The 20448-nt window shown below is 46.5% G+C and carries 12 protein-coding genes and 1 pseudogene; all 13 read left to right on the forward strand.

Going from position 1 to position 20448, the window contains the following annotated elements; all coding sequences use genetic code 11:
* Positions 1-56: 56 nt before the first annotated feature.
* The 13 genes and pseudogenes from ODOSP_RS17130 (at position 57) to ODOSP_RS17190 (ending at position 20446) form a co-directional block, all read left to right on the forward strand.
* Positions 57-1211 carry a FecR family protein gene (locus ODOSP_RS17130; RefSeq protein ID WP_167536001.1) on the forward strand — a complete coding sequence of 385 codons (1155 nt, stop codon included), beginning with the start codon at positions 57-59 and terminating at the stop codon, positions 1209-1211.
* A 102-nt stretch (positions 1212-1313) separates the two neighbouring features.
* The gene (locus ODOSP_RS17135) at positions 1314-4904 is read left to right on the forward strand and encodes a SusC/RagA family TonB-linked outer membrane protein (protein WP_013613540.1); all 3591 of its coding nucleotides are present in this window, start codon (positions 1314-1316) and stop codon (positions 4902-4904) included.
* A gap of 30 nt (positions 4905-4934) precedes the next feature.
* The gene (locus ODOSP_RS17140) at positions 4935-6422 is read left to right on the forward strand and encodes a RagB/SusD family nutrient uptake outer membrane protein (RefSeq protein WP_041557035.1); all 1488 of its coding nucleotides are present in this window, start codon (positions 4935-4937) and stop codon (positions 6420-6422) included.
* A 103-nt stretch (positions 6423-6525) separates the two neighbouring features.
* Positions 6526-7680 carry a TlpA disulfide reductase family protein gene (locus ODOSP_RS17145; protein ID WP_013613542.1) on the forward strand — a complete coding sequence of 385 codons (1155 nt, stop codon included), beginning with the start codon at positions 6526-6528 and terminating at the stop codon, positions 7678-7680.
* A 52-nt stretch (positions 7681-7732) separates the two neighbouring features.
* Positions 7733-9652, forward strand: a complete 1920-nt coding sequence (locus ODOSP_RS17150) for a protein-disulfide reductase DsbD domain-containing protein (protein ID WP_013613543.1) — start codon at positions 7733-7735, stop codon at positions 9650-9652.
* Between the two features lie 61 nt (positions 9653-9713).
* Positions 9714-11252: a hypothetical protein gene (locus ODOSP_RS17155; protein WP_013613544.1), complete on the forward strand. Its 1539-nt coding sequence runs from the start codon at positions 9714-9716 to the stop codon at positions 11250-11252.
* 28 nt (positions 11253-11280) lie between these two features.
* Positions 11281-11658: pseudogene (locus ODOSP_RS17160) on the forward strand (TlpA family protein disulfide reductase); the annotation flags it as partial.
* A 129-nt stretch (positions 11659-11787) separates the two neighbouring features.
* Entirely contained in the window at positions 11788-12321 is a 534-nt protein-coding gene (locus ODOSP_RS17165; RefSeq protein ID WP_013613546.1) for an RNA polymerase sigma-70 factor, read from the forward strand.
* Between the two features lie 161 nt (positions 12322-12482).
* Positions 12483-13652, forward strand: a complete 1170-nt coding sequence (locus ODOSP_RS17170; RefSeq protein ID WP_013613547.1) for a FecR domain-containing protein — start codon at positions 12483-12485, stop codon at positions 13650-13652.
* Positions 13653-13794: 142 nt separating this feature from the next.
* Positions 13795-14874 (forward strand): thioredoxin family protein, encoded by a 1080-nt coding sequence (locus ODOSP_RS19030; protein ID WP_013613548.1) that lies wholly within the window; start codon positions 13795-13797, stop codon positions 14872-14874.
* Between the two features lie 100 nt (positions 14875-14974).
* Positions 14975-18289 (forward strand): SusC/RagA family TonB-linked outer membrane protein, encoded by a 3315-nt coding sequence (locus ODOSP_RS17180; RefSeq protein ID WP_013613549.1) that lies wholly within the window; start codon positions 14975-14977, stop codon positions 18287-18289.
* A 27-nt stretch (positions 18290-18316) separates the two neighbouring features.
* A complete protein-coding gene (locus ODOSP_RS17185; protein ID WP_013613550.1) occupies positions 18317-19723 on the forward strand; it encodes a RagB/SusD family nutrient uptake outer membrane protein in 1407 nt (468 codons plus the stop codon).
* Positions 19724-19735: 12 nt separating this feature from the next.
* The gene (locus ODOSP_RS17190; protein WP_013613551.1) at positions 19736-20446 is read left to right on the forward strand and encodes a DUF4843 domain-containing protein; all 711 of its coding nucleotides are present in this window, start codon (positions 19736-19738) and stop codon (positions 20444-20446) included.
* Positions 20447-20448 lie beyond the last annotated feature (2 nt).

Below are 20448 nucleotides of genomic sequence, written 5' to 3' on the forward strand. Positions count from 1 at the left end.
CATCTTTTGTCATCCTTTTGCTTCTTTCACCGGTTTTAATAGAAAATGAAGAAAAGATGACCTCTAAAAAATATACTCCTCAGGAAATTGCCCGTTTGATTTTGCTTTGTTGGCACGGAGAAGCAGATAAACAGCAAATGACTGAACTGGAAGAATGGTTGGAAGAGAGTGCAGACAACCGCTCGTTTTATGAAAGCCTCGGGGCCCGTTCATATCAAGGAACAGAATGGCAAGAATATATGAAATACGACTCCCGGAAAGATTGGAAACGGGTGAAAGTAGCGATGAAACGGAGGAAGCGTGTTCCTTTCCGGTATTTATTGCCGTATGCTGCATTGGTACTGATAACGATAGGGCTTGCCTGGATGATAAAATATAAAAATACCGGAAAATCTGAGCAGCCTGTCTCGATGGGTGAAACTATTCGTCCAGGTAGTTCAAAAGCGCAGTTGGTCTTACCGGATGGACGTCGCGTGGATTTAGAAGTGGATAGGGGATGCCAGCAATTGAAAGGCGAGAATTTTGTAAATGATGGAAAACAACTGGTTTATCATGAACAGGAAAACGGTAAAAGGATACAATGGCATACTTTGTCGGTACCCCGTGGAGGAGAATACAAATTGGTTTTGGCCGACGGTACCCGGGTGTGGTTGAATGCTGCATCGGAATTGATGTATCCGGACCATTTTTCAGCAGATCAGCGGAAAGTGGTGTTAAAGGGGGAAGCTTACTTCGAAGTGACGAAAGATGTGAAGCGACCTTTTTCAGTCGTTTTGGGGGATATGGAAGTAAAGGTGCTGGGTACTTCGTTTAATGTGTCGGCTTACCCCGGCGTTAAGCGTCAGACGACTTTGATAGAAGGGCAGGTGGCTGTCAATTGGCATCGGCAGCAGGTTGTCATCAGGCCCGGCCAACAGGCCGCCGAAACGGATGAAGGACTGCGGGTGGCTTCTGTGAATGTCATGAATTATGTCGGTTGGAAGGAGCACCGTTTTGTATATGAAAATAAATTATTAGGGGAGGTATTGGAAGACCTGGAACGCTGGTATGATGTCGAAGTGTTCGTCATGCACGATGAAATCCGGAATTTACATTTGACAGCTAATTTGCCGAGATACGAAAATATGAATAAGGTGTTGGAAATCATTGAATATGCGGCTTGTGTGAAATTTGAAGTAAAAGGCCGGACGGTTGTGGTGAGACGGGATTGACTCAAGAAAAACAGGAAAGCGCGCTAACACTTTCCTGTCGATAATAAATAACGCCCTTTTGGCGAAGGGTCATTATTCACTTAATTAAAACACGACAAATCTATGAAAAAAAATCAAGAATCCGATGTCGGAAAAGCTTCCGGTGTAGTTTGGAAAATGTGGTTGACTATGAAATTGCTGTTTTGTTTCCTTCTGATAGGATTTTCTACTGTCTATGGCAATGCTTTTTCACAAGTAAAAATCAGTATTTCGGTAAACGAGGTTTCCTTGCAGGAAGTGTTTGAAAAACTGACTGAACAGACGGGGTATCATTTTGTGTACAGTAATGAAATGTTACAACGGACCGGAAAGGTAAGTGTAGATATGCAAGATTGTGATCTTGGACAGATTATGGCTGTATGCCTGAAAAATACAGGTTTATGGTATCGGTTGGAAGACAATATCATTGTGATTTCTCCGAAATTCAGGCAACCTGATGTTCCTCAGAAAAAAATCACCCTTACCGGGAATGTAAAAGACAAAGAGGGACGTCCGTTGCCGGGAGTAACCATTCTGCTGAAAGGTTCTGCCGTGGGAGTGGTGAGTGATGTGGATGGAAATTTCACTCTGACAGTGCCGGAGGAATCGGGACTGACGCTTGTATTTTCGTTTGTGGGGATGAAAACGCAAGAAGTAGTCTTAAGCGGTCAGCAAGTGTTACATATTGTCATGCTGGAAGATGTGTCTCAAATGGAAGAAGTTATCGTTACCGGTTACCAGGAAGTCAAGAAAGAGAAAATGACCGGGGCGGTAACCACCATCTCCTCCGAAAAACTTAGTGACCGTTACACTCCGAATCTTATCCAGAATCTTGAGGCTCGCGTTGCCGGTCTGTCGACCTACGGCGGCAAACCGATTATCCGCGGAACGGGTACGCTCTATGGCGAATCGGCTCCGTTGCTCGTTGTGGACGGTCTTCCGGTCGAAGGCTCTATCGAAGACCTCAATCCCTATGACATCGCTTCGGTGAACGTTCTGAAAGACGCTGCAGCGTCGGCTATCTACGGTGCGCGCGCCGCAAACGGAATCATTGTTGTAACAACCAAGAATGCCCGTAACAAAGGCAAGATCGACATTGACTTCCAGGCAAACATAACCTTGTATGAAAACAAGAATGTCGATTATCATGATAACTTCCTGATGAACGCCGAAGAACAGGTGGAACGCGCCAGCGAATACTATGACTATTATTTCAACCGCAAGTATGCCGACGATCCGAGTATGACCCGGGACAAAGTCATAGAGAATTTCGGAAAGAACATTACCGACGGCGCTCAGATAAACCCCGTGGCCTATGCCTGGTATCAGCACGCGGCGGGCAATATCGGTCGCTCCGAACTCGACAACATTCTCGCTGATTTGTCGAAAAACAACTTCGCACAGGATTTCGCCGACAACATCTATCGTCGCCAGGTCATGCAGCAGTATAACCTCTCGCTCCGTGGTAGTTCCGACAAGTTCCGCAACAACTTAGTGATAAACTATCGCACTGACAACATGGGCATCATAGAGCATAAGAGCAACTGGCTCAACGTTTACTACAAAGGTAGTTGCGACCTTGCAAAATGGCTCGTGGCCACATTCTCGGTAAACGGCGTATACGCCAATATAAAGCAGTATGGCAACGATTACAACGTTAATCTCGACCCGTTCTCCTATGCCCAGTATCAGTCGTTCTATAATGCCGACGGCTCCGTTAAGAAACTCTATTCATGGTACTGCGGCAATGAATACATGCCCCTTCAGGAAGGCATGGAAGATCTCGGATTCAACCTCGTTGACGAGCTTAGGGATAACCAGACAAAGACGCGCCGTCAGGAAATGCGCTACCATGGCGATCTTCTCTTTAAGATTATCCCCGGACTTACGGCTCAGACCCAGTTCGTATATGAAGTCAACTCTCAGAACGTCCAGCAACATGCGACACAGGAGAGTCACGCCGCACGCACAATCAAGAATGCGTACGCCAAAATGGATACAGAGAGCCACAAGCTCGTTTATATGACTCCCGAAACCGGTGGATTTCTTCAGACTACTCATACCAGCGGAAACTTTTGGACTGCCCGTGGCCAGCTGAACTACACCAACACTTTCGGCAAGCACGAGATTTCGGCTATCGCTGGTCTGGAATTCCGGGAGACGAAAACCAGTGGTGACAAATCGCTTGTTCTCGGATATGACGAACAGCTTCAAAGCAGTGCTACCCATACTGTTGATTTCGGAACTTTATCGCAGATGAGCAATTCGCCTTACTTTCAAATGAACGGCTCTCCTTTCCCGTGCAACCAGTTCGCGTTCACACCCTATCTTGAAAACGGAATGGGAATCGTGAAAGAAGTTCGCCATCGCTATGGTTCGGGTTATTTCAACGCAACCTACACCTATGATAACAAATATAACATTTTCGGTTCGTTTCGAAAAGACTATGCCGACATCTACGGTCTCGACGCCAAGTTCCGTGGCAGACCCCTGTGGTCGGTAGGTATAGGCTGGAACGCCCACAACGAGAGTTTCCTCCGCGACCTGTCCTGGATGGATTTCCTGAAACTCCGTTTCTCCTACGGTGTTACCGGTAATATCTATCAAGGTGCTACCTCTCACATGACGGCATCGTCGGGTGACATAAATTCAACGACCAATCTGCCTGTCGCCTCCATTTCATCGCCCGCCAATCCTGACTTGCGCTGGGAGCAGAACCGGACGGCCAACGTCGGTCTCGACTACGGTTTTATGAGCTATCGTTTGCGTGGATCGCTCGACTATTACGTGAAGACCGGTAAGGATATTTTTGCCCCGATCACTCTTGACCCGACAACCGGTTTCTCATCGATGGTTGCCAACGTGGCCTCAATCCGGAACAATGGTATTGAGCTTGCCATCGGCTATGACTGGTTTGTTCCCGGAAACCGCCGTGGATTCAGCTGGACAACCAACCTCACCGTAACCTACAATAAGAACAAGGTTCTCGAAGTGGAGAATCCTGCCACTCGCGCCTATGATCTCGTCAGCTTACCTTATAAGACCGGTTATCCCGTAAATGCGCTATGGGCTTATCGTTTCGCTGGGATCGATGACCGGCCGGGTCTGGTGGGCCAGTCGATGTATTACGTTGAGAATGGCAACACATCGCACAACGCAAGTAGTGCTAGCGTCGACGTTCTTGAATTCGGTGGTCAGTCCGATCCGAAAGCGATCGTCGGAATGGATAATCAGCTGCGCTGGAATGGCTTGAGTCTCGGATTTCTCCTTGTCTACTACGGTGGCCACAAAATGTTCGCCCAGCCCAAATCGGAAGTGTTCGAATCGTCATGGGACAGTCCGCTGAACATTGTCTATCTCAATTCCTGGACTCCCGAAAACCATTCCGATGTTCCGGGTATCGGCGAATATGCCTCTACGTCACTGGGCAGTGAATGTCGTACGGCGACAAACTGTCTCTATGACGCTGATTTCCTGAAAATCCGTAATATAACTATCGGTTATGATCTTCCTGAGCACCTAACGGAAAAAGTCGGTATCAGTAAGATTTCACTCCGTTTTCAGATCAACGACCCGAAAGCCCTCTGGATTAAGAACAACGCCGGAATCGACCCCGAGACACTCGGAATCCGTAAACAGGCATCGTATATGTTCGGCGTGAACCTGAGTCTCTAACATTTAGTAATATTTAATTTTGACATGACAATGAAAACAAGATATATCGTAGGTCTTTTTCTGGTGGGAGCTTCGGTGCTTAGTTCCTGTTCCGATTTCACAGAAATCGACCAGAAAGGAATAAACCTTCTCTCCACCACTGACCAGCTCGAGATGCTTCTCAACCAGGAGTATAATATCAGAATTGCCGATATTCAGCGTGTATGCGGTTCGGTACAGTATTATCCCGGCAACGTAGGGACTGTTCTTGCCAATCCGGTTAAGACAACAACCCAGATCCTTCTGAAATACGACGAGGCGGGGCATGCTTTGGAACAGGTAGACCTGACTTCGAGCGACAGTTATTATGCAAATTGCTACAACTATATCGGAACAGTTGCCAATCCTATTCTGAGTCTTGTGGATGCCGCGACAGGTTCCGAAGAAAAGAAAACGGCACTAAAAGCCGAAGCTCTGACGATCCGCGCCTATTTCCACTGGCTCGCTGCCGTGAAGTTTACCAAAGCCTATGATCCGGCTACGGCTGACTCCGAGAAATCTATCGCATATGTTCTGGAAACACAGGATATCAAACAACCTACCGAACAGCTTACTCAGAAAGAGGTCTACGAATACATTCTCGCTGACCTCGATGCTGCGATCGAGCTGAACGCGCTTCCGCAGTCGGCAGTAAACCGAATGCGCTTCAACGCCGCATGTCCGCATGCGATCAAAGCTCATGTGCTGATGTATATGCAGCAGCCCGGCGAAGCTGCAAAAGAGGCACAGAAAGCGCTTGCGGTTAACAGCTCGGTATCAGACTATGCCCACTACTGCACCGAGGCACCGAGCAGTGCGGGAATTCTGGTAAAAACATTCGAGACGCCCCAACTGGCACTTGCCCAAGACTATTTTACTGATACCGATGTCGAATTTTTCTCGTGGCTTACACCGCGCTACTACGAACGTTATGAACAGAAGAACATTCAGAAAGACTGGTTTGCCACCTATCACACCATGATGTGGATGGGTAGCTGGGAGACGACCTCTCAGGTGGTAAAGGGGGCGTTGGAAAGTATGTTTGGGGTTACCGAAGGTTCCATGAGCTACGGAGTACAAGGAAATGGCCGCGTCGGACGAATAAATCTGAGCGTGCCGCAGATGTATCTGATTCTCGCCGAGAATGCCATCAACAACAACCTGATCGACGACGCAATGGACTATCTCGACAAAATCCGTGTGGGCCGCTTCTTTCCGGAAGACTATCATGCGCTGAAAGGCTCGGTAACAACAAAAAACGATGCCATAGAGATGCTCAGAAAAGTTGCCCATGGCGAGAATGTATTTAACATCTACGACTTCATTACTCTTAAACGCTGGACACTGCTCAGTGATTACAAAGAGGATATCAGCTGGACATTCTCGGGTACGACTTACACGTTGAAACCGGAATCAACCATCTGGGTGTTCCCGTTTCCGAAGAGTCTGATGGAAAAGAACGGTAATTTCGAACACAATTATCCGGTTACCCAAAACTAATGATTGATCGACCGGTTCGGATCTATAGGACCCACAATCGTGTCTAACAGAATATTGGACAAGCCGGACTTATCCGGTTTGTCCGAAAAATCAATTAAATCAAATGAAAGCACAAAAAATCATTTTTCTTGCAGGTGTAACCGCCATGTTCTGTGCCTGCAACACAAAGCCGGTTGGCTATTTCTGCGTAAGCGGCAAAATTTCCGATGCCGACGGTCGGGAAATCTATCTTTACAGAACTTCAAACAACCGTTCGGCTGCAACGGTCGACACAGCTGTGATCGAGAACGGACGTTTTATTTTCGAAGGCATTCAGGAAACTCCAATCGGGGCGACCCTTATGATGGGCGACCCACGGAACGGGAAGAACAAAACTCGTGTGGGGCTTTTTGTGGAACCGGGTGAAATCGTCGTTTCAGGGCTTATGGGCTCGGATTTCTCTCATGCTGCCATAGCCGGTTCGCTGTCGACCGACCAGCAAAAAGCATATGAAAGCTTGCTCCAACCGTTCACAGAACAGATAACTCGTCTGCATGAGTCGATAAAAGTCGACCCGGACAATGCTGCCCTGCGTGATTCGCTCGAAACCCTCCGGGAAAGTATGCAGCAAACGAGCATTGACTTTATTCGTAACAATGGCAAGTCGTTCGTTGCTCCTTGGGTTCTTGTACAGATTCAGGGAAACCTTGACTACTCGACGATGAAAGAACTCTATGACGCTCTTGCTCCCGAGGTTCAGCCCGAAGCTGCCGGGACTAAAAAAGAAATCGATGCCTTCGAAGCCGTGCTGCCGGGGAAACCGGCTCCCGACCTGATAAATAGAAATCCTGAAGGCAAGGAAATAAAGCTGAGTGATCTGAAAGGCAAGGTTGTTCTGGTTGATTTCTGGGCCACCTGGTGCGGACCATGCGTTGCCTCGCTTCCCCACATTCAGGAACTCTACAACAAATACCATGACAAAGGATTTGAAGTTTTCTGTGTGGCCGATAACGATTCTTCTGAAGACGAATGGAAAAACTTCATCGCTGGGAGCAAAGTAGGCATGCAGAACTATCACCACATTTTGCGCGGACTTAAAACGCTCACGGATGAGAACGGCGAATTCGTTGGTTTCGACAGATCGAACGACCAAAGTGACAAGTATGCTGTCCACTATTTACCTACGAAATATCTGATCGCTGCCGATGGAACAATCATTGGTAAGATCGGGAACGACGAGCAGCTTGATTTAACCCTTGCCGAAATTTTTGCAGAATAATTTAATATTCCGACCGGTCGGAAAAATTTTTAATCCAATAAAATCAAATGTAATGAAAAAACTTTTTTCACTGATTCTCGTCGGCATGCTGGCCGTTTCGGGATTGTCGGCAAAAGTAAAACTGAGCGTTCTTTACGTTGGCGGCACAGCCAATATGGATCCCATACTCATGTCCCCTGGATCTGTCGATTCCGTAGCACTTGCGGCTTCGGTCAAAGAGCGTATGGCTCACTTTACCAAATTCCTTAAAAAGAACTTCACTAATGTGAAATCGATAGAAGGGAAGGACTACACTCCGGAAATGTCGGCCGCCTATGACGTTACGGTTTTCGATGGCAGGCCTGTTCCCTTCATGAAAGGCGACCGCATGAGAGGCGAGCGCGACAGCTATCTGCCCGAATCGTTCGACTGCGCCGCAGTCATGATCGGTCATATGAGCGAGGAGCTTGGCCGCAGTCTCGGAAATAAAAACGACTGGTATTGTCTTTGTCTCGATAACTATGCTCTCGGCATGAAGAACGAGCACCCGGTTTTCAACGGTCCGTTCAAAGTGGACATGACAACAGAGATGCGCCCTACAGCCGCTCCTGCTCTTGAAGTTGCCGAAATGATGGGCGAATCGCTTCCGAAAGAAATGCCTATGCTGCTCATGCATCCCAACTGGACGGAAGAAGAGAATGCTTCAGGCAACTGCCGCATCGGCATGGTAAGCCGTCCCGGCGGTTATCTCGACTCTCCCGATACGGAAGTAATCTCGGGCGGTCTTTGTGGAAAGAGTATCGATGCCGTTGCCATCGGTCGCCACGGGAATCTGTTTCACTTCGGTTTTGCCGCCGATCCCGAGCGCCTCACTCCCGCCGGACGGGCGATTCTGCTCAATTCCATTGTTTATGCGTCGGAGTTCAACGGACAGAAACTCATTGCGCGCAAAATGAACGAAGGAATCGTCACACGCGATCATCTGCCGATGACAAAATGGGCTTGTACACGTAAGGCGAACGACTATATCAACGAAACAAATCTGACGTTCCGCCAAATGATAGATAGTGTTCATGCTGTTGCCGTAGAGAAAAAAAACAAAGGTGAGGAGCTCTCGAGATTTGAAGCCATATATCTTGATATGCCGCAGATGCCTCCGGTCGTAAAGAAATCTTTCGGACAATATCTGAAGGAGCGTAATCCGAAACTCTATGAAGTATTCGGAACCGACGAAGCTGCCTATGCGGACTATTACGAGAAAAACGCTCCATATATGCGCCCCGACTTGCGCGGTTACGAACTTGTCATAGATCCGGAAGTGCAGGCGCTCGGAATTCCCAATAACGATATCCGTTTGCTCGACAAAGCGATCGAACTGATGGAACAAGGTAATCCCGACGGCAAGACTATCCTTGAACGTTACACTCTCAAGCGTTTCGCGACCCCTGCCGAGTGGCGTAACTGGCTTAACATCCATCGCCCGAGAATGTTCTTTACCGAAGCTGGTGGTTATCTCTGGCTCGTGAACGAAAAAGACGCCAATGACTATTCTGTTCTCGCTGCTGAAGCTGTTTCGGCGCAAGCTGTAGCTCCGGTTCCAGTGAACAACGACAATCTTACAACCGATAAGGATAATCCCGTTGTGCTTACCGCACGTATCGACACCCGTGCTGACGGTAAAAAGGAATATGTACTGACCATGAAGATTCACCCCGGCTATCATACCTATGCCAGGCTCGATCCGGCAGATCCGTATATCTTGACGACAATCGAAATGGAATATCCTGCAGGCGTCGAAGCCGACGGTGACATGATCATGCCTCCGTTCCAACCGACATCGAACGCAACGTCGTATTACGTCGACACGGTAGAATTCCGTCAGCCGCTTAAAGGCAACGGGAAGGGTGAGATTGGCGCGAAAATCCGTTATCAGGCATGCGACCACTCGGAATGCAAACTCCCTGTAACGACAACCGTAAAAGTAACGCTATAACCGACCGATCAGACGAATAAGACCAATCAGTCTGATTAGCTCAATAATAAAAGAAAATGCAATGAAAAAGATTTTTTCACTGATCTTCGCCGGCGGGCTGACCATTTCGGGTTTGTCGGCACAAGAGAAGCTGAACGTCCTTTATGTGGGCGGTTCCGCTAATATAGAGACATTCGGAACGCGGGATCTTGATCCCGCCGCAGTTGCGGCTTCGGCAAAGGAACGCACTGCCGATTTCATCAAATTTCTCCGGCAGCACTTCACCAAAGTAACCGCTGTCGATGGCAAGAACTACAGTCCCGGCATGTCGGCCGCCGTTGATGTTACCATTTTCGACGGAATGCCTCCGGTTGTCAAGGAACGGGTGATGGAACGGGATGCCGAGGGGAATGTTACCCGCTATGAAGAAGCGGAATATCTGCCTTCCGACTTCAAATACCCTGCTCTGTGCATCGCTTCGTACAGCAAACAGCTCGGCAATGCCTTAGGTTCGAAGAACGATTGGATGTGTCTCTGTCTCGACAACTACGCCTATAACTGGAATAAATCGCATCCTATTTTTAACGGTCCGTTTAAGGTGAATCTCGAAACGGAAATGTATCCGACTCCGGAAAGCGCTGTTGAGTATGGCGAATTCTATGACTATGTTGCGCCGAAAGAACTCGAGATGTTTCGGGTATCGAAATATAGTTACAAAGACCCCGGACATAGAAATATCCGCATCGGAATGGTGAGTCGTCCGTGGGGGTATCTCGATTCGCCTGAGGCTGAAGTGATTTCCGGAGGAGTTTCGGCCAAGTCGATCGATGCCGTTGCAATTGGCCGCCACGGTAACATGTTTCACTGGGGTTTTGCCGCCGCTCCTGCTGATATGCTTCCAGCTGCCCGTGAAATTCTGGCTAATGCAATTGTCTATACCGCAAAAGCTTGTACACAGCCGATTATAGCACGCAAAATAAACGAAGTGTGTTTCACACGCCCGATGATTACGGAAAGCAAGTTCTTGGTTTCTCAGAAAGGGTGGAAACACTATAACGAGATGAACCGTTCGTCGTATGAGAGCATGAAAGAGGGGGCGGCTGAAGCTGAAGCCAAGAAGGCTGCCGGACAGGAGCTCGACGAAGAGGACAAGATGTATCTTGAATATTTCTCGCATATGACTGAACCGGTTGACGTCACTTATGCCGAACATTTGAAACAGCATGCCAGACCGGGACTCTTCGAGCTTTTCGGAACCGATGAACAGAGCTATATGGACTACTATGACCGGAACGCTCCCTATTTCTACGGCGACCCGGCAAGTGATAAGCCATGGTTAGAGAAGATCGATCAGGAAGCGCGTGAACTCGGTATTGCCAACAACGACATCCGTTTGCTTGACACGGCTATCACCATGATGGAGAAAGGTGGAGACGAGGCGGTGACAGGGCGTATATTGGCCGAACGCTATACCCTTAAACGCTTCTCAACCCCGACACAGTGGCGACAGTGGTTCGACAAAAACCGCAACAATATGTTTTTTACCGAAGCCGGTGGCTTTAAATGGCTTGTCAATACCTATGAACCCGGCGAAAACGACTATTCTGTAATTAAAGAATAAAAATAACCCATTTTCTGGAACAGGTTGTGACTTGGCGAATCTGAGAGGAAAATATGTGCTGTTGGATTTCTGGGGGTCTTGGTGTGGCCCTTGCAGGGCTTCCCATCCCCATCTGAAAGCGTTACAGGCTCATTATGGGCCGCAAGGGCTTGAAGTGATCAATATTGCCCAGGAAAACGGAGCCGATGCCCGGAAAATTTGGCTGAAGGCTGTTGAGGAGGATCAGATGACCTGGACCCAGATTTTGAATAACGAGGACCGGGAGGTTTGTGATGTGGTAAAACTTTATGGGATTACCGCTTTCCCGACAAAGGTACTTATCGATCCGGAAGGAAAAATTATCGTGAAGACGGTAGGAGAGTCTGCCCCGATCGATGAAAAGTTGAAAGAGGTATTTGGAAATTAAAGTTATAATAAACATTCATTATATCCGGTTGTTGAAATTTTTATCAGCCGGATATATGATTGTTTTTCTGGTGGAATATATTATTTTTGTCAGTGAGGAAAGCTAATTTGGGAGTTTCCTTTGAGGCAAATGAAAAAAGAAATCTTTGGTTATAAGAGTTTTGAGGATCTTTTTAATCAGTATTTCGAGGATTTGATGAGGTTCGTATACGGTTATGTCGGCAATGAGGAAGTTGCCCGCGATATTGTACACGATGTGTTTCTTACGTTTTGGAATCATCGGGAACATTTGGATTTCTCCTGGTCATTAAAATCTTATCTGTTTACTTTGTCACGTAATTATGCATTGAATTATCTCCGCCATCAGAAAGTGGTGGCTCAGAACGAGGAGGCTTTGATGCGTGAGATGGAAAGTATTCAGGACGAATGGGAGGATTACGATCAGAAAATAGAACGTCTGCAAGCCGGACTGGCGGCTTTGCCGGATAAGCAAAGAGAGGTATTGATAAAATGTTTCGTAGAAGGAAAAAAGTACCGGGAGATTGCCGACGAGATGGATATATCCTTGAATACGGTGAAAACTCATCTGAAACGTGCTGTCCATTTTTTGCGGGAAGAATTACCCGACGGGCTGACCTTGCTTTTTATGCTGAAATATAATTAGTTTTTCAATACTTTTCTTTATTCTCTCCATACTGACGGTACTTTCCCATTGCTGAAAATTTAAGGGTAAGTTCTAAAAAAAATCAATGATTTGCAATAAAAGTGACAAATTGTTGTCACCCGTTATGAATAGGTGCGTGTGTTATTACAAAAGCAAATAAAATGCACACAGATTTTAGTGACGACCAAATCGAATATGCCGGGCGGCTTTTGAATCATCGTGAACAGTTAGACGATCGGGAAGTTCAGGAATGGCTGGAGCATCCGGAGAACCGGGCTGTCTTGGACCAATTGGCCCGAACGAGACAAGAACTGGATAAACGGGATTTTTCTGCTTTAAAAGCGAATGAATGGAAAGTTTTGAAAAATCAGCTCCATCTCTCCAAAACACGGGTGTTGAGATTATGGATGTCTGTGGCGGCAACCGTCGTTTTGGGAGTGGGGATCGGGGTTTGGTTCGGATTGCAGCAGGAAAAAAATTTACCTTTAGCAGGAAATAGCCTGTCGGAGACGGAAATCTTACCGGGAAAGCGGGTGGCCTTCCTGACATTAGCCGATGGACAGAAAGTGGAGTTAGGAAAGGGGAATATCCGGCTCGATGATGGTAAGGTGGTAACAATTCTCAACGATTCGGTAGATGGATTACATTATACTACGATAGAAACGCATGATGAACCTTTAAAGGAGGAATACAATTCCCTGAAAATTCCGGTCGGAGGTTTTTATAAGCTGGTATTGTCGGATGGAACAAAAGTATGGTTGAACGCTGATTCGGAATTGAAATATCCGGTTCGGTTTGTCGGAGGAAAACGGGAAGTATATTTGAAAGGGGAAGGTTATTTCCAGGTAAGTAAAGATTCCTGCCGGCAATTTATCGTGCATCTGCAGAATTCCGAGATTACTGTATTGGGTACGGCTTTTAACGTCAGTGCTTATGAGGATGAAGCCCATGTGTATACCACGCTCGAAGAAGGTCGTGTAGCTTTTTACTCCCGTCAGAATAAACAACGGATCCTGTTAAAACCGGGTATGCAGAGTGATATGGAAGTGGCTACCGGAAAAACGGTTGTTTCGGAGGTCGATCCCTCTCTTTATTCGGCTTGGATCGAAGGGCGCTTTGTGTTCCAATCTTTAGACCTGGAATCTATATTACGTCAATTGCAACGCTGGTATGATTTCGAAGTGTTCTTTCAACAGCAGGAAGTGAAAAATTATCGGTTCAGAGGAGTATTGAGCCGTGACATGGATATCCGTCAGGCCTTGGATATTATCGAAGAAACGACCGATCTGAAATTCGATATCAAGGGGAAAACGATTCTGGTAAGGAAATAAAAAAGCAGGAATTGCTACCAACAATTCCCGCTTAGCGTCCCGAAAGGGATGATTTTAAAACTTTAAAACATAACAAATTTATGAAAAAAATTGGAAAAACAATAGGGGTTATCGCTGGGTTGGTGTAATTATTTTCCTTTTTATGCTCGGGATGCCCGAAAGAGCTTTGACTCAGGAGGTGGGAATCGAATTTTCGAAGGGCTCCTGGAAAAAACAATTGAATCAGGCCAAACGTCAGAAGAAGCTGATCTTTTTGGATTGTCATACCAAATGGTGTGGCTTCTGTAAGGTCTTGGCCCAATATGTATTTACGGATCCCGAAGTGGCCCGGTTCTATAATCAGCATTTTGTGAATGTAGAGATGGATATGGAAGAGGGAGTAGGAGTAGAACTGGTAAAAAGATACGGCATTCATGCTTATCCAACCTTGTTGTTTATCAATGCACAAGGCGAATTGGAAGATTATCATGCCGGTTATCTGGCACCCAAGGAACTGATCGCGTTGGGAGAACGGGCTCTGAAGCCGGAAAATAACCTGGCGGGTATGCAAAAAAGATATGCTGCCGGTGAACGGGAGCCGGAGATGTTGCGGGAGTATTTGCGGATATTATCCAAGGCTTATCAGGATAGCCTCATGAGGGAAATTATTTCGACGGATTTGGGCGGATTGGACGACAACCGGTTTTATACTCCGGAAGTTTGGAACATTATCGAGGAAAACGGTCAGGCAGCAATATCCCTGTTGATATCGAGAGTTATTCCGAACCGGGATAAGTTTTACGGCGTGGTGGAAAAAGAAAGAGTGGATCAGGGAATCGACAAAGCCTTGTCGGCAAAAGCTATAAGCTTTATTCATAATGCCGGACGGAAAAGCTTTCACCCGGAAGAGTGCCGGCAGCTGAAAGAATTTTTCCTGAGCCAGAAAGCTTTACCTTATGCCGGAGAGTATCTGGCGACGATATATGCCGGGGAATATCTTCATCAGAAGGAATATACTCAAGTGTTGAACGTGTTGGAAGATATCGTGAAATATCATTATTTCCGGCTGGATTCCCGGGATGAGGTGCTGAATTTTACTTTACGCTATGTGGCTGAGTGCGAGGATATGGAAATCAGAAAACAGGGGATGGAGCTGTTGGATGCTTTGCCCCGGACGACTATCCGGGAAAAGAAAAAGCCGATGTACGAGGCTACCCGGAAGATGTTGGCGGGGAAAGAATAATAATTGACTATTATGATAATCGCTTATCGGGAAGGACTACCAACTATCCCGGTAAAGAACCGAAAGATGATTTTTTAACTTTAAAACATTACATTTTTTTATGATGTTGCTGAGTCTGACCCACCTTTCTGCCAGCGTAAAAAGTCAGAATAGTGTGGTCAATCTTACCTTGAAGAATGTGTCGGTGGAACAAGCTTTGACAAAGGTAGAAAAGCAGTTGAAACAGAATTTTTTCTTCAATCGCGAGAATGTGGATTTGGAACGGAAGGTCGATTTGCAGTTGTCTGATGCTGATTTGGATGAATTGGTGTTACAACTTTTCGGTCGGGATTACAAATACCGCGTAGTAGATAATATTATTGTCGTTTCGCGTAAAGACGAAGAGCAGGAACAACCTCAGCAGATTAAAGTCGAGGGGGTGGTCAAGGATAAGCGGGGAGATGCTCTGCCCGGAGTGACGGTTTTGATCAAAGGGACAAAAATCGGGGTGGCTACGGATCTGGACGGAAAATATTCCCTTTCGGTTCCGGTTGGTGCCCAGGTATTGGTATTCTCTATGGTGGGTATGCAGGATAAGGAGGAGACGGTCGGTAAACGCACCCGGATCGATGTCGTACTGGAAGAGGCGGTGAGTGAATTGGAAGATGTTGTGGTAACCGGATATTATACTCAGGCAAAAAATAGCTTTACCGGTGCTGCCAGAACCATTACGGCAGAAGAGTTACAGATGGGCGGAAATCAAAATATTCTGACGGCTTTGCAGAATGTCGATCCGTCGTTTATGAAAATAGATAACAATCTGGCGGGGAGTAATCCGAACGTGGTGCCTGAATTTCAGATCCGCGGTGCAGGGAGTATTTCCGGTATAGAGAGTGAATACGAAGGAAATCCGAACTCGCCGGTATTCATTGTCGATGGTTTCGAGATGACTGCCGAGAAGGTTTACGATATGGATCCTTACCGGGTAGCCTCCATTACTTTGCTGAAAGATGCTGCGGCAACGGCTATTTATGGTTCACGGGCTTCCAACGGCGTGGTAGTTATTACAACCAATGCTCCGGCCAATGGAAAAATGCAGGTGAGTTATAATGTGGACGCTTCATTTTATATTGCGGATCTGAGTGATTATAATGTGTGTAATGCTGAAGAAAAGTTGGCGATTGAAAAGGCTGCTGGTATGTACACCGCCACTGCAGTGAATTCGCAGTTGACACTCGACAGGTGGTATAATGAGAAGCTGGCCAATATCAAACGGGGATACGATACATATTGGCTTGACAAGCCGCTGGATGCGGTAGCTGTGGCAAATAAACATACCCTGCGTCTGGATGGTGGTAATGATCATATCCGTTATGGCCTGGAGGTGAATTACAGTAATACGCCGGGAGTAATGAAAGAGTCGGGGCGGCGGCGTTTGGCCTTGGGGATGGAGTTACAGTATATCTATAAGAATTTGACATTCCGTAATACCCTGACCTATTCTAACGTGAAGGCGACCAATTCTCCTTACGGTTCATTCAGTACTTATACTCAGTTGAATCCATATGTGCGGTATAAAGATGATGATGGGAATTATATTTACGAGGTGGACCGGTATATTCCTGTCGGCGGTGGCGGATTAGGAAAGACGTTTTATAATCCGTTGTATAATACCACGCTGAATACGGTAGATGAGGAAAAATACAATGATGTGACTAATAATTTCGGAGTGGATTGGACTATTATAGAGGGCTTGCGGTTGAAAGGCAGTTTTTCTTTCACCCATCAGAATACCTATGTAGACAATTTCAAACCTGCCCGACATACGGATTTCGCAGATTATAGCGATGAGGATTTTGACCGGAGAGGAGCTTACGTCGGATCGCGCGGAGAGAATTTCAGCTATGATGCCAGTGCAGTACTGACCTATTTCTGGCAGCTTGATAAACATGTGGTTAATGCTAATCTCGGATGGAACTTACAAGAAAACGTAACCCGGGAGTTTACGGTAAAAACCGAAGGTTTCCCCAATGAGAACCTGGATTATATCAGTTTTGCAACCCAGTATGAAAAAGACGGTGCGCCTTCGGGGGATGAGTATACATCCCGTCTGGTGGGTTTTTTAGGAAATTTGAATTACAGCTATGACGAACGGTATTTGTTGGATCTTTCTTTCCGTGAGGATGCTTCTTCGCGTTTCGGTGCCGATAAACGGTGGGCGCCCTTCTGGTCGGCAGGTTTGGGTTGGAATCTGCACAATGAGGGTTTTCTGAAAGATGTAGCTTTTATCAATCGTTTAAAAATACGTGGTTCGTACGGATTGACAGGTAGTCAGAATTATAATCCCTATCAGGCGATGACGACTTATAAATATCTCACCGGAGAACGTTATCATCATACGGTGGGGGCTGAAGTAATGGCATTGGGGAACGAAAAGCTGGGATGGCAGCGTACGTTGCAGCAGAACTACGGCTTGGATATCGATCTTTGGGATGAACGCATTAATATCACCGGAAACTATTATATAAAACTGTCAAAAGATGTATTGACCTCTGTAACCTTGCCCCCTTCTTTGGGTTTTGATTCTTATATGGACAATTTAGGAGAGGTAAAGAACTATGGGTATGAATTAAGCCTGCGCGTGGCGATTTTGAAGAATCCGGCCAAGCGGCTCTTTTGGAGCGTAAATGCCAATGCTTTACACAACAAAAATAAGTTGATGAAGATATCGAATGCCCTGAGGGCTTATAATGATTCGCAGGATGAGGATTCTATGGCGGATTCCAAAAAGAAAGAACCCAACCGTCCGAAAGTACGCTATATTGAAGGGGAGTCCATGAATTCCATTTGGGTGAACCGGTCTCTGGGGATCGATCCGGCTACCGGTAATGAACTGTTTTTGGCCAAGAACGGGGATATCGTCACGGAATGGAATACAGACAACTATGTGATCGGCGGCTGTACAGATTCGGAATTGGAAGGGACTTTCGGAACAAACTTTCAGTGGAAAGGATTTCAGTTGAATATGATATTCCGTTACAGCCTGGGGGGACAAATCTATAACCAGACGCTGGTAGATAAGGTGCAGGATGCCGATTTGCGTGGTAATGTGGACCGGCGTGTATTCGAGGAACGTTGGCAGAAACCCGGAGACAAAGTGATGTTCACTAAATTCGGACCTGGGATAAATGCCAATGCGACTAGTCTGACCAAACCGACTTCCCGCTTTATCGAGGATAACAATTATCTGGAATTGTCCACATTGAATCTGTCGTACGAATTCGGTATGCCCTGGATGAAGAAGGTGGGGTTAAAACGGCTGAAAGTCCTCTTTTATATGAACGACGTGTTCCGTGCTTCCACTGTGAAGCAGGAGAGGGGAATCGATTATCCGTTTGCCCGCAATTTTAGTGTAGGATTGCAGGCACGTTTCTAAATGTTTACGATTAATTGATAGAAGGTTATGAAATATACAATATTGAAATACGGCATGTTGGCAGGCACACTGTTGTTAGGTGGCTGTAATAATTGGTTGGATGTGGATCCTAAATCGCAGGTAAAACAGGAGGTGCTGTTTGAATCGGAGGCCGGTTTCCAGGATGCACTGACAGGTATTTATACAATAATGGCACGTACGGACATGTACGGAGGGCATGAGACGATGGGATTTTTGGAGATGGTGGCACAGACCTATACGGAGGTGATTTATACTTACGAGGATGTGTTGAAATACAATTATGAGGAGACAAATTCGGAAGCCTGCATTGATGGTTTTTGGAAAGGAAATTATAATGCGATAGCCAATTGTAATCAGATTCTGGCTCATGTAGACGAGCGGAAAGGTGTATTCAGTAGTGGGGTATACGAGGCTGTAAAGGCAGAAGCGCTGGCTTTGCGTGCTTTCTTGCATTTCGACCTGTTGCGGGGCTTTGCTTTCTCTTATGTGACGGGTAAGGATGAACTTGCCATCCCATACGTAGATAAGGTGACGAACAAACCTGTGGCGCAGTCGACTGTGGCAGAAGTGCTGGAACGGATAATTACCGAGGCGGAGGAGGCTCGAAAACTGATCCGGGAAGTTGATCCTTTGGGGCCTGCATACGATACTTACACGGAGAGCGGCTACAAATCCGAAGATTTTATCCAGGGGGGCGGTTTTTGGCTTTACCGCAAATCGAAGCTGAACTATTATGGCATAACCGCTTTCCTGGCACGGGTGTATTTGTATAAGGGGGACAAGGTGAATGCGCTGGCATGTGCGAAAGAGGTCATCGAAAGCGGAAAGTTTTCACTGCTGGAAGAAAAACAGTTGCAGCAGGACGAGACGTGGGGGTATTTGTGCAGTGAGAACGAGTATATTTCTTCTCTTTATGTGTATGATATGGAAGAGGGACGGTCGGATGTGTTTTTCGGCGAGGAGAGTTCTATGAGATGTTATATTTCGGATGCCCGGCGTTCGGTTGTGTTCGGTACGCCCGGTGTAGATATCGATTGGCGCAATCAAAACATGTTTGTCTTGAAAACCGGCGAGACGAAATATTATGTCGGGAAATATCAGGGTGTGAATCGTATTCCTTTACTGAAGTTGTCGGAAATGTATCTGATTGCTGCGGAGGCTTCGGGTGATAAGAGTTGGTTGCAGACTTTACGCGATCACCGGGGATATGTAAATTATCCGTTGGCGGACGATTGTGACCTGACAGCTGAAATAGAGGCTGAATACCGCAAAGAGTTTATTGCTGAAGGTCAGCTTTTCTATTATTACAAACGGTTGAACTATGACAAATTACCGGGGATGTCGGAACCGATGGCAAAACATTATGTTTTCCCGATGCCGGACAACGAACTTGAATTTGGTAATATTAAATAAAAAAGACAGACGATGAAAAAATTAGGATATATATTTTTATGCCTGGCAGCGCTATGGAGTTGCCAGGACAATGCAGACTACCCGTTCAAGGGAAAAGATGCCGTATATTTTCAGCTACAGACGGATGATTATTATTGGACACAAACTCTGGACAGCATGGTGTATACTTTTGCCGGTAAAGGGGTTGAGGAAGATACGTTATGGGTTCGGGTAAATCTGCAGGGGGATGCCGTCCCGTATGCCCGTGATATTCTTGTCGTGACGGACGATGAGAAAACGACTGCAGAGGAGGGCCTTCATTACGAGGCTTTGAAACCGGTATACGAATTGCCTGCCGATGCCGTTTATACGAGGATTCCCGTAATTATTTACAACAAGGACGAGGAATTGGAAAAGAAACAGGTGACGATAGCCCTTGCCTTGAAATCTTCTGATGAATTGGACCTGGGCATTACTGACCGGCGGACTTGTCGTCTTTTGGTGTCGAACATGTTAGGAAAACCGCTTTATTGGGAAGAAACGATTTCCTGGGATTTCGGGGAATATTCCCGGAAAAAGCATGAGCTTTGTATTTTGGAACTGGGACGGGATTTCCCTGCCGAGGCAAGCGAGTACAGTGCAGAAAGCCGGATGTGGGATGTTTATGGGGCATATATGAGTGACTATTTCGAGGAAAATTATCCGGTTTATGATGAGAATGGTAAAATTATCGAGCCTTGGTAAGA

This window comes from Odoribacter splanchnicus DSM 20712 (assembly GCF_000190535.1).
Taxonomy (GTDB): domain Bacteria; phylum Bacteroidota; class Bacteroidia; order Bacteroidales; family Marinifilaceae; genus Odoribacter; species Odoribacter splanchnicus.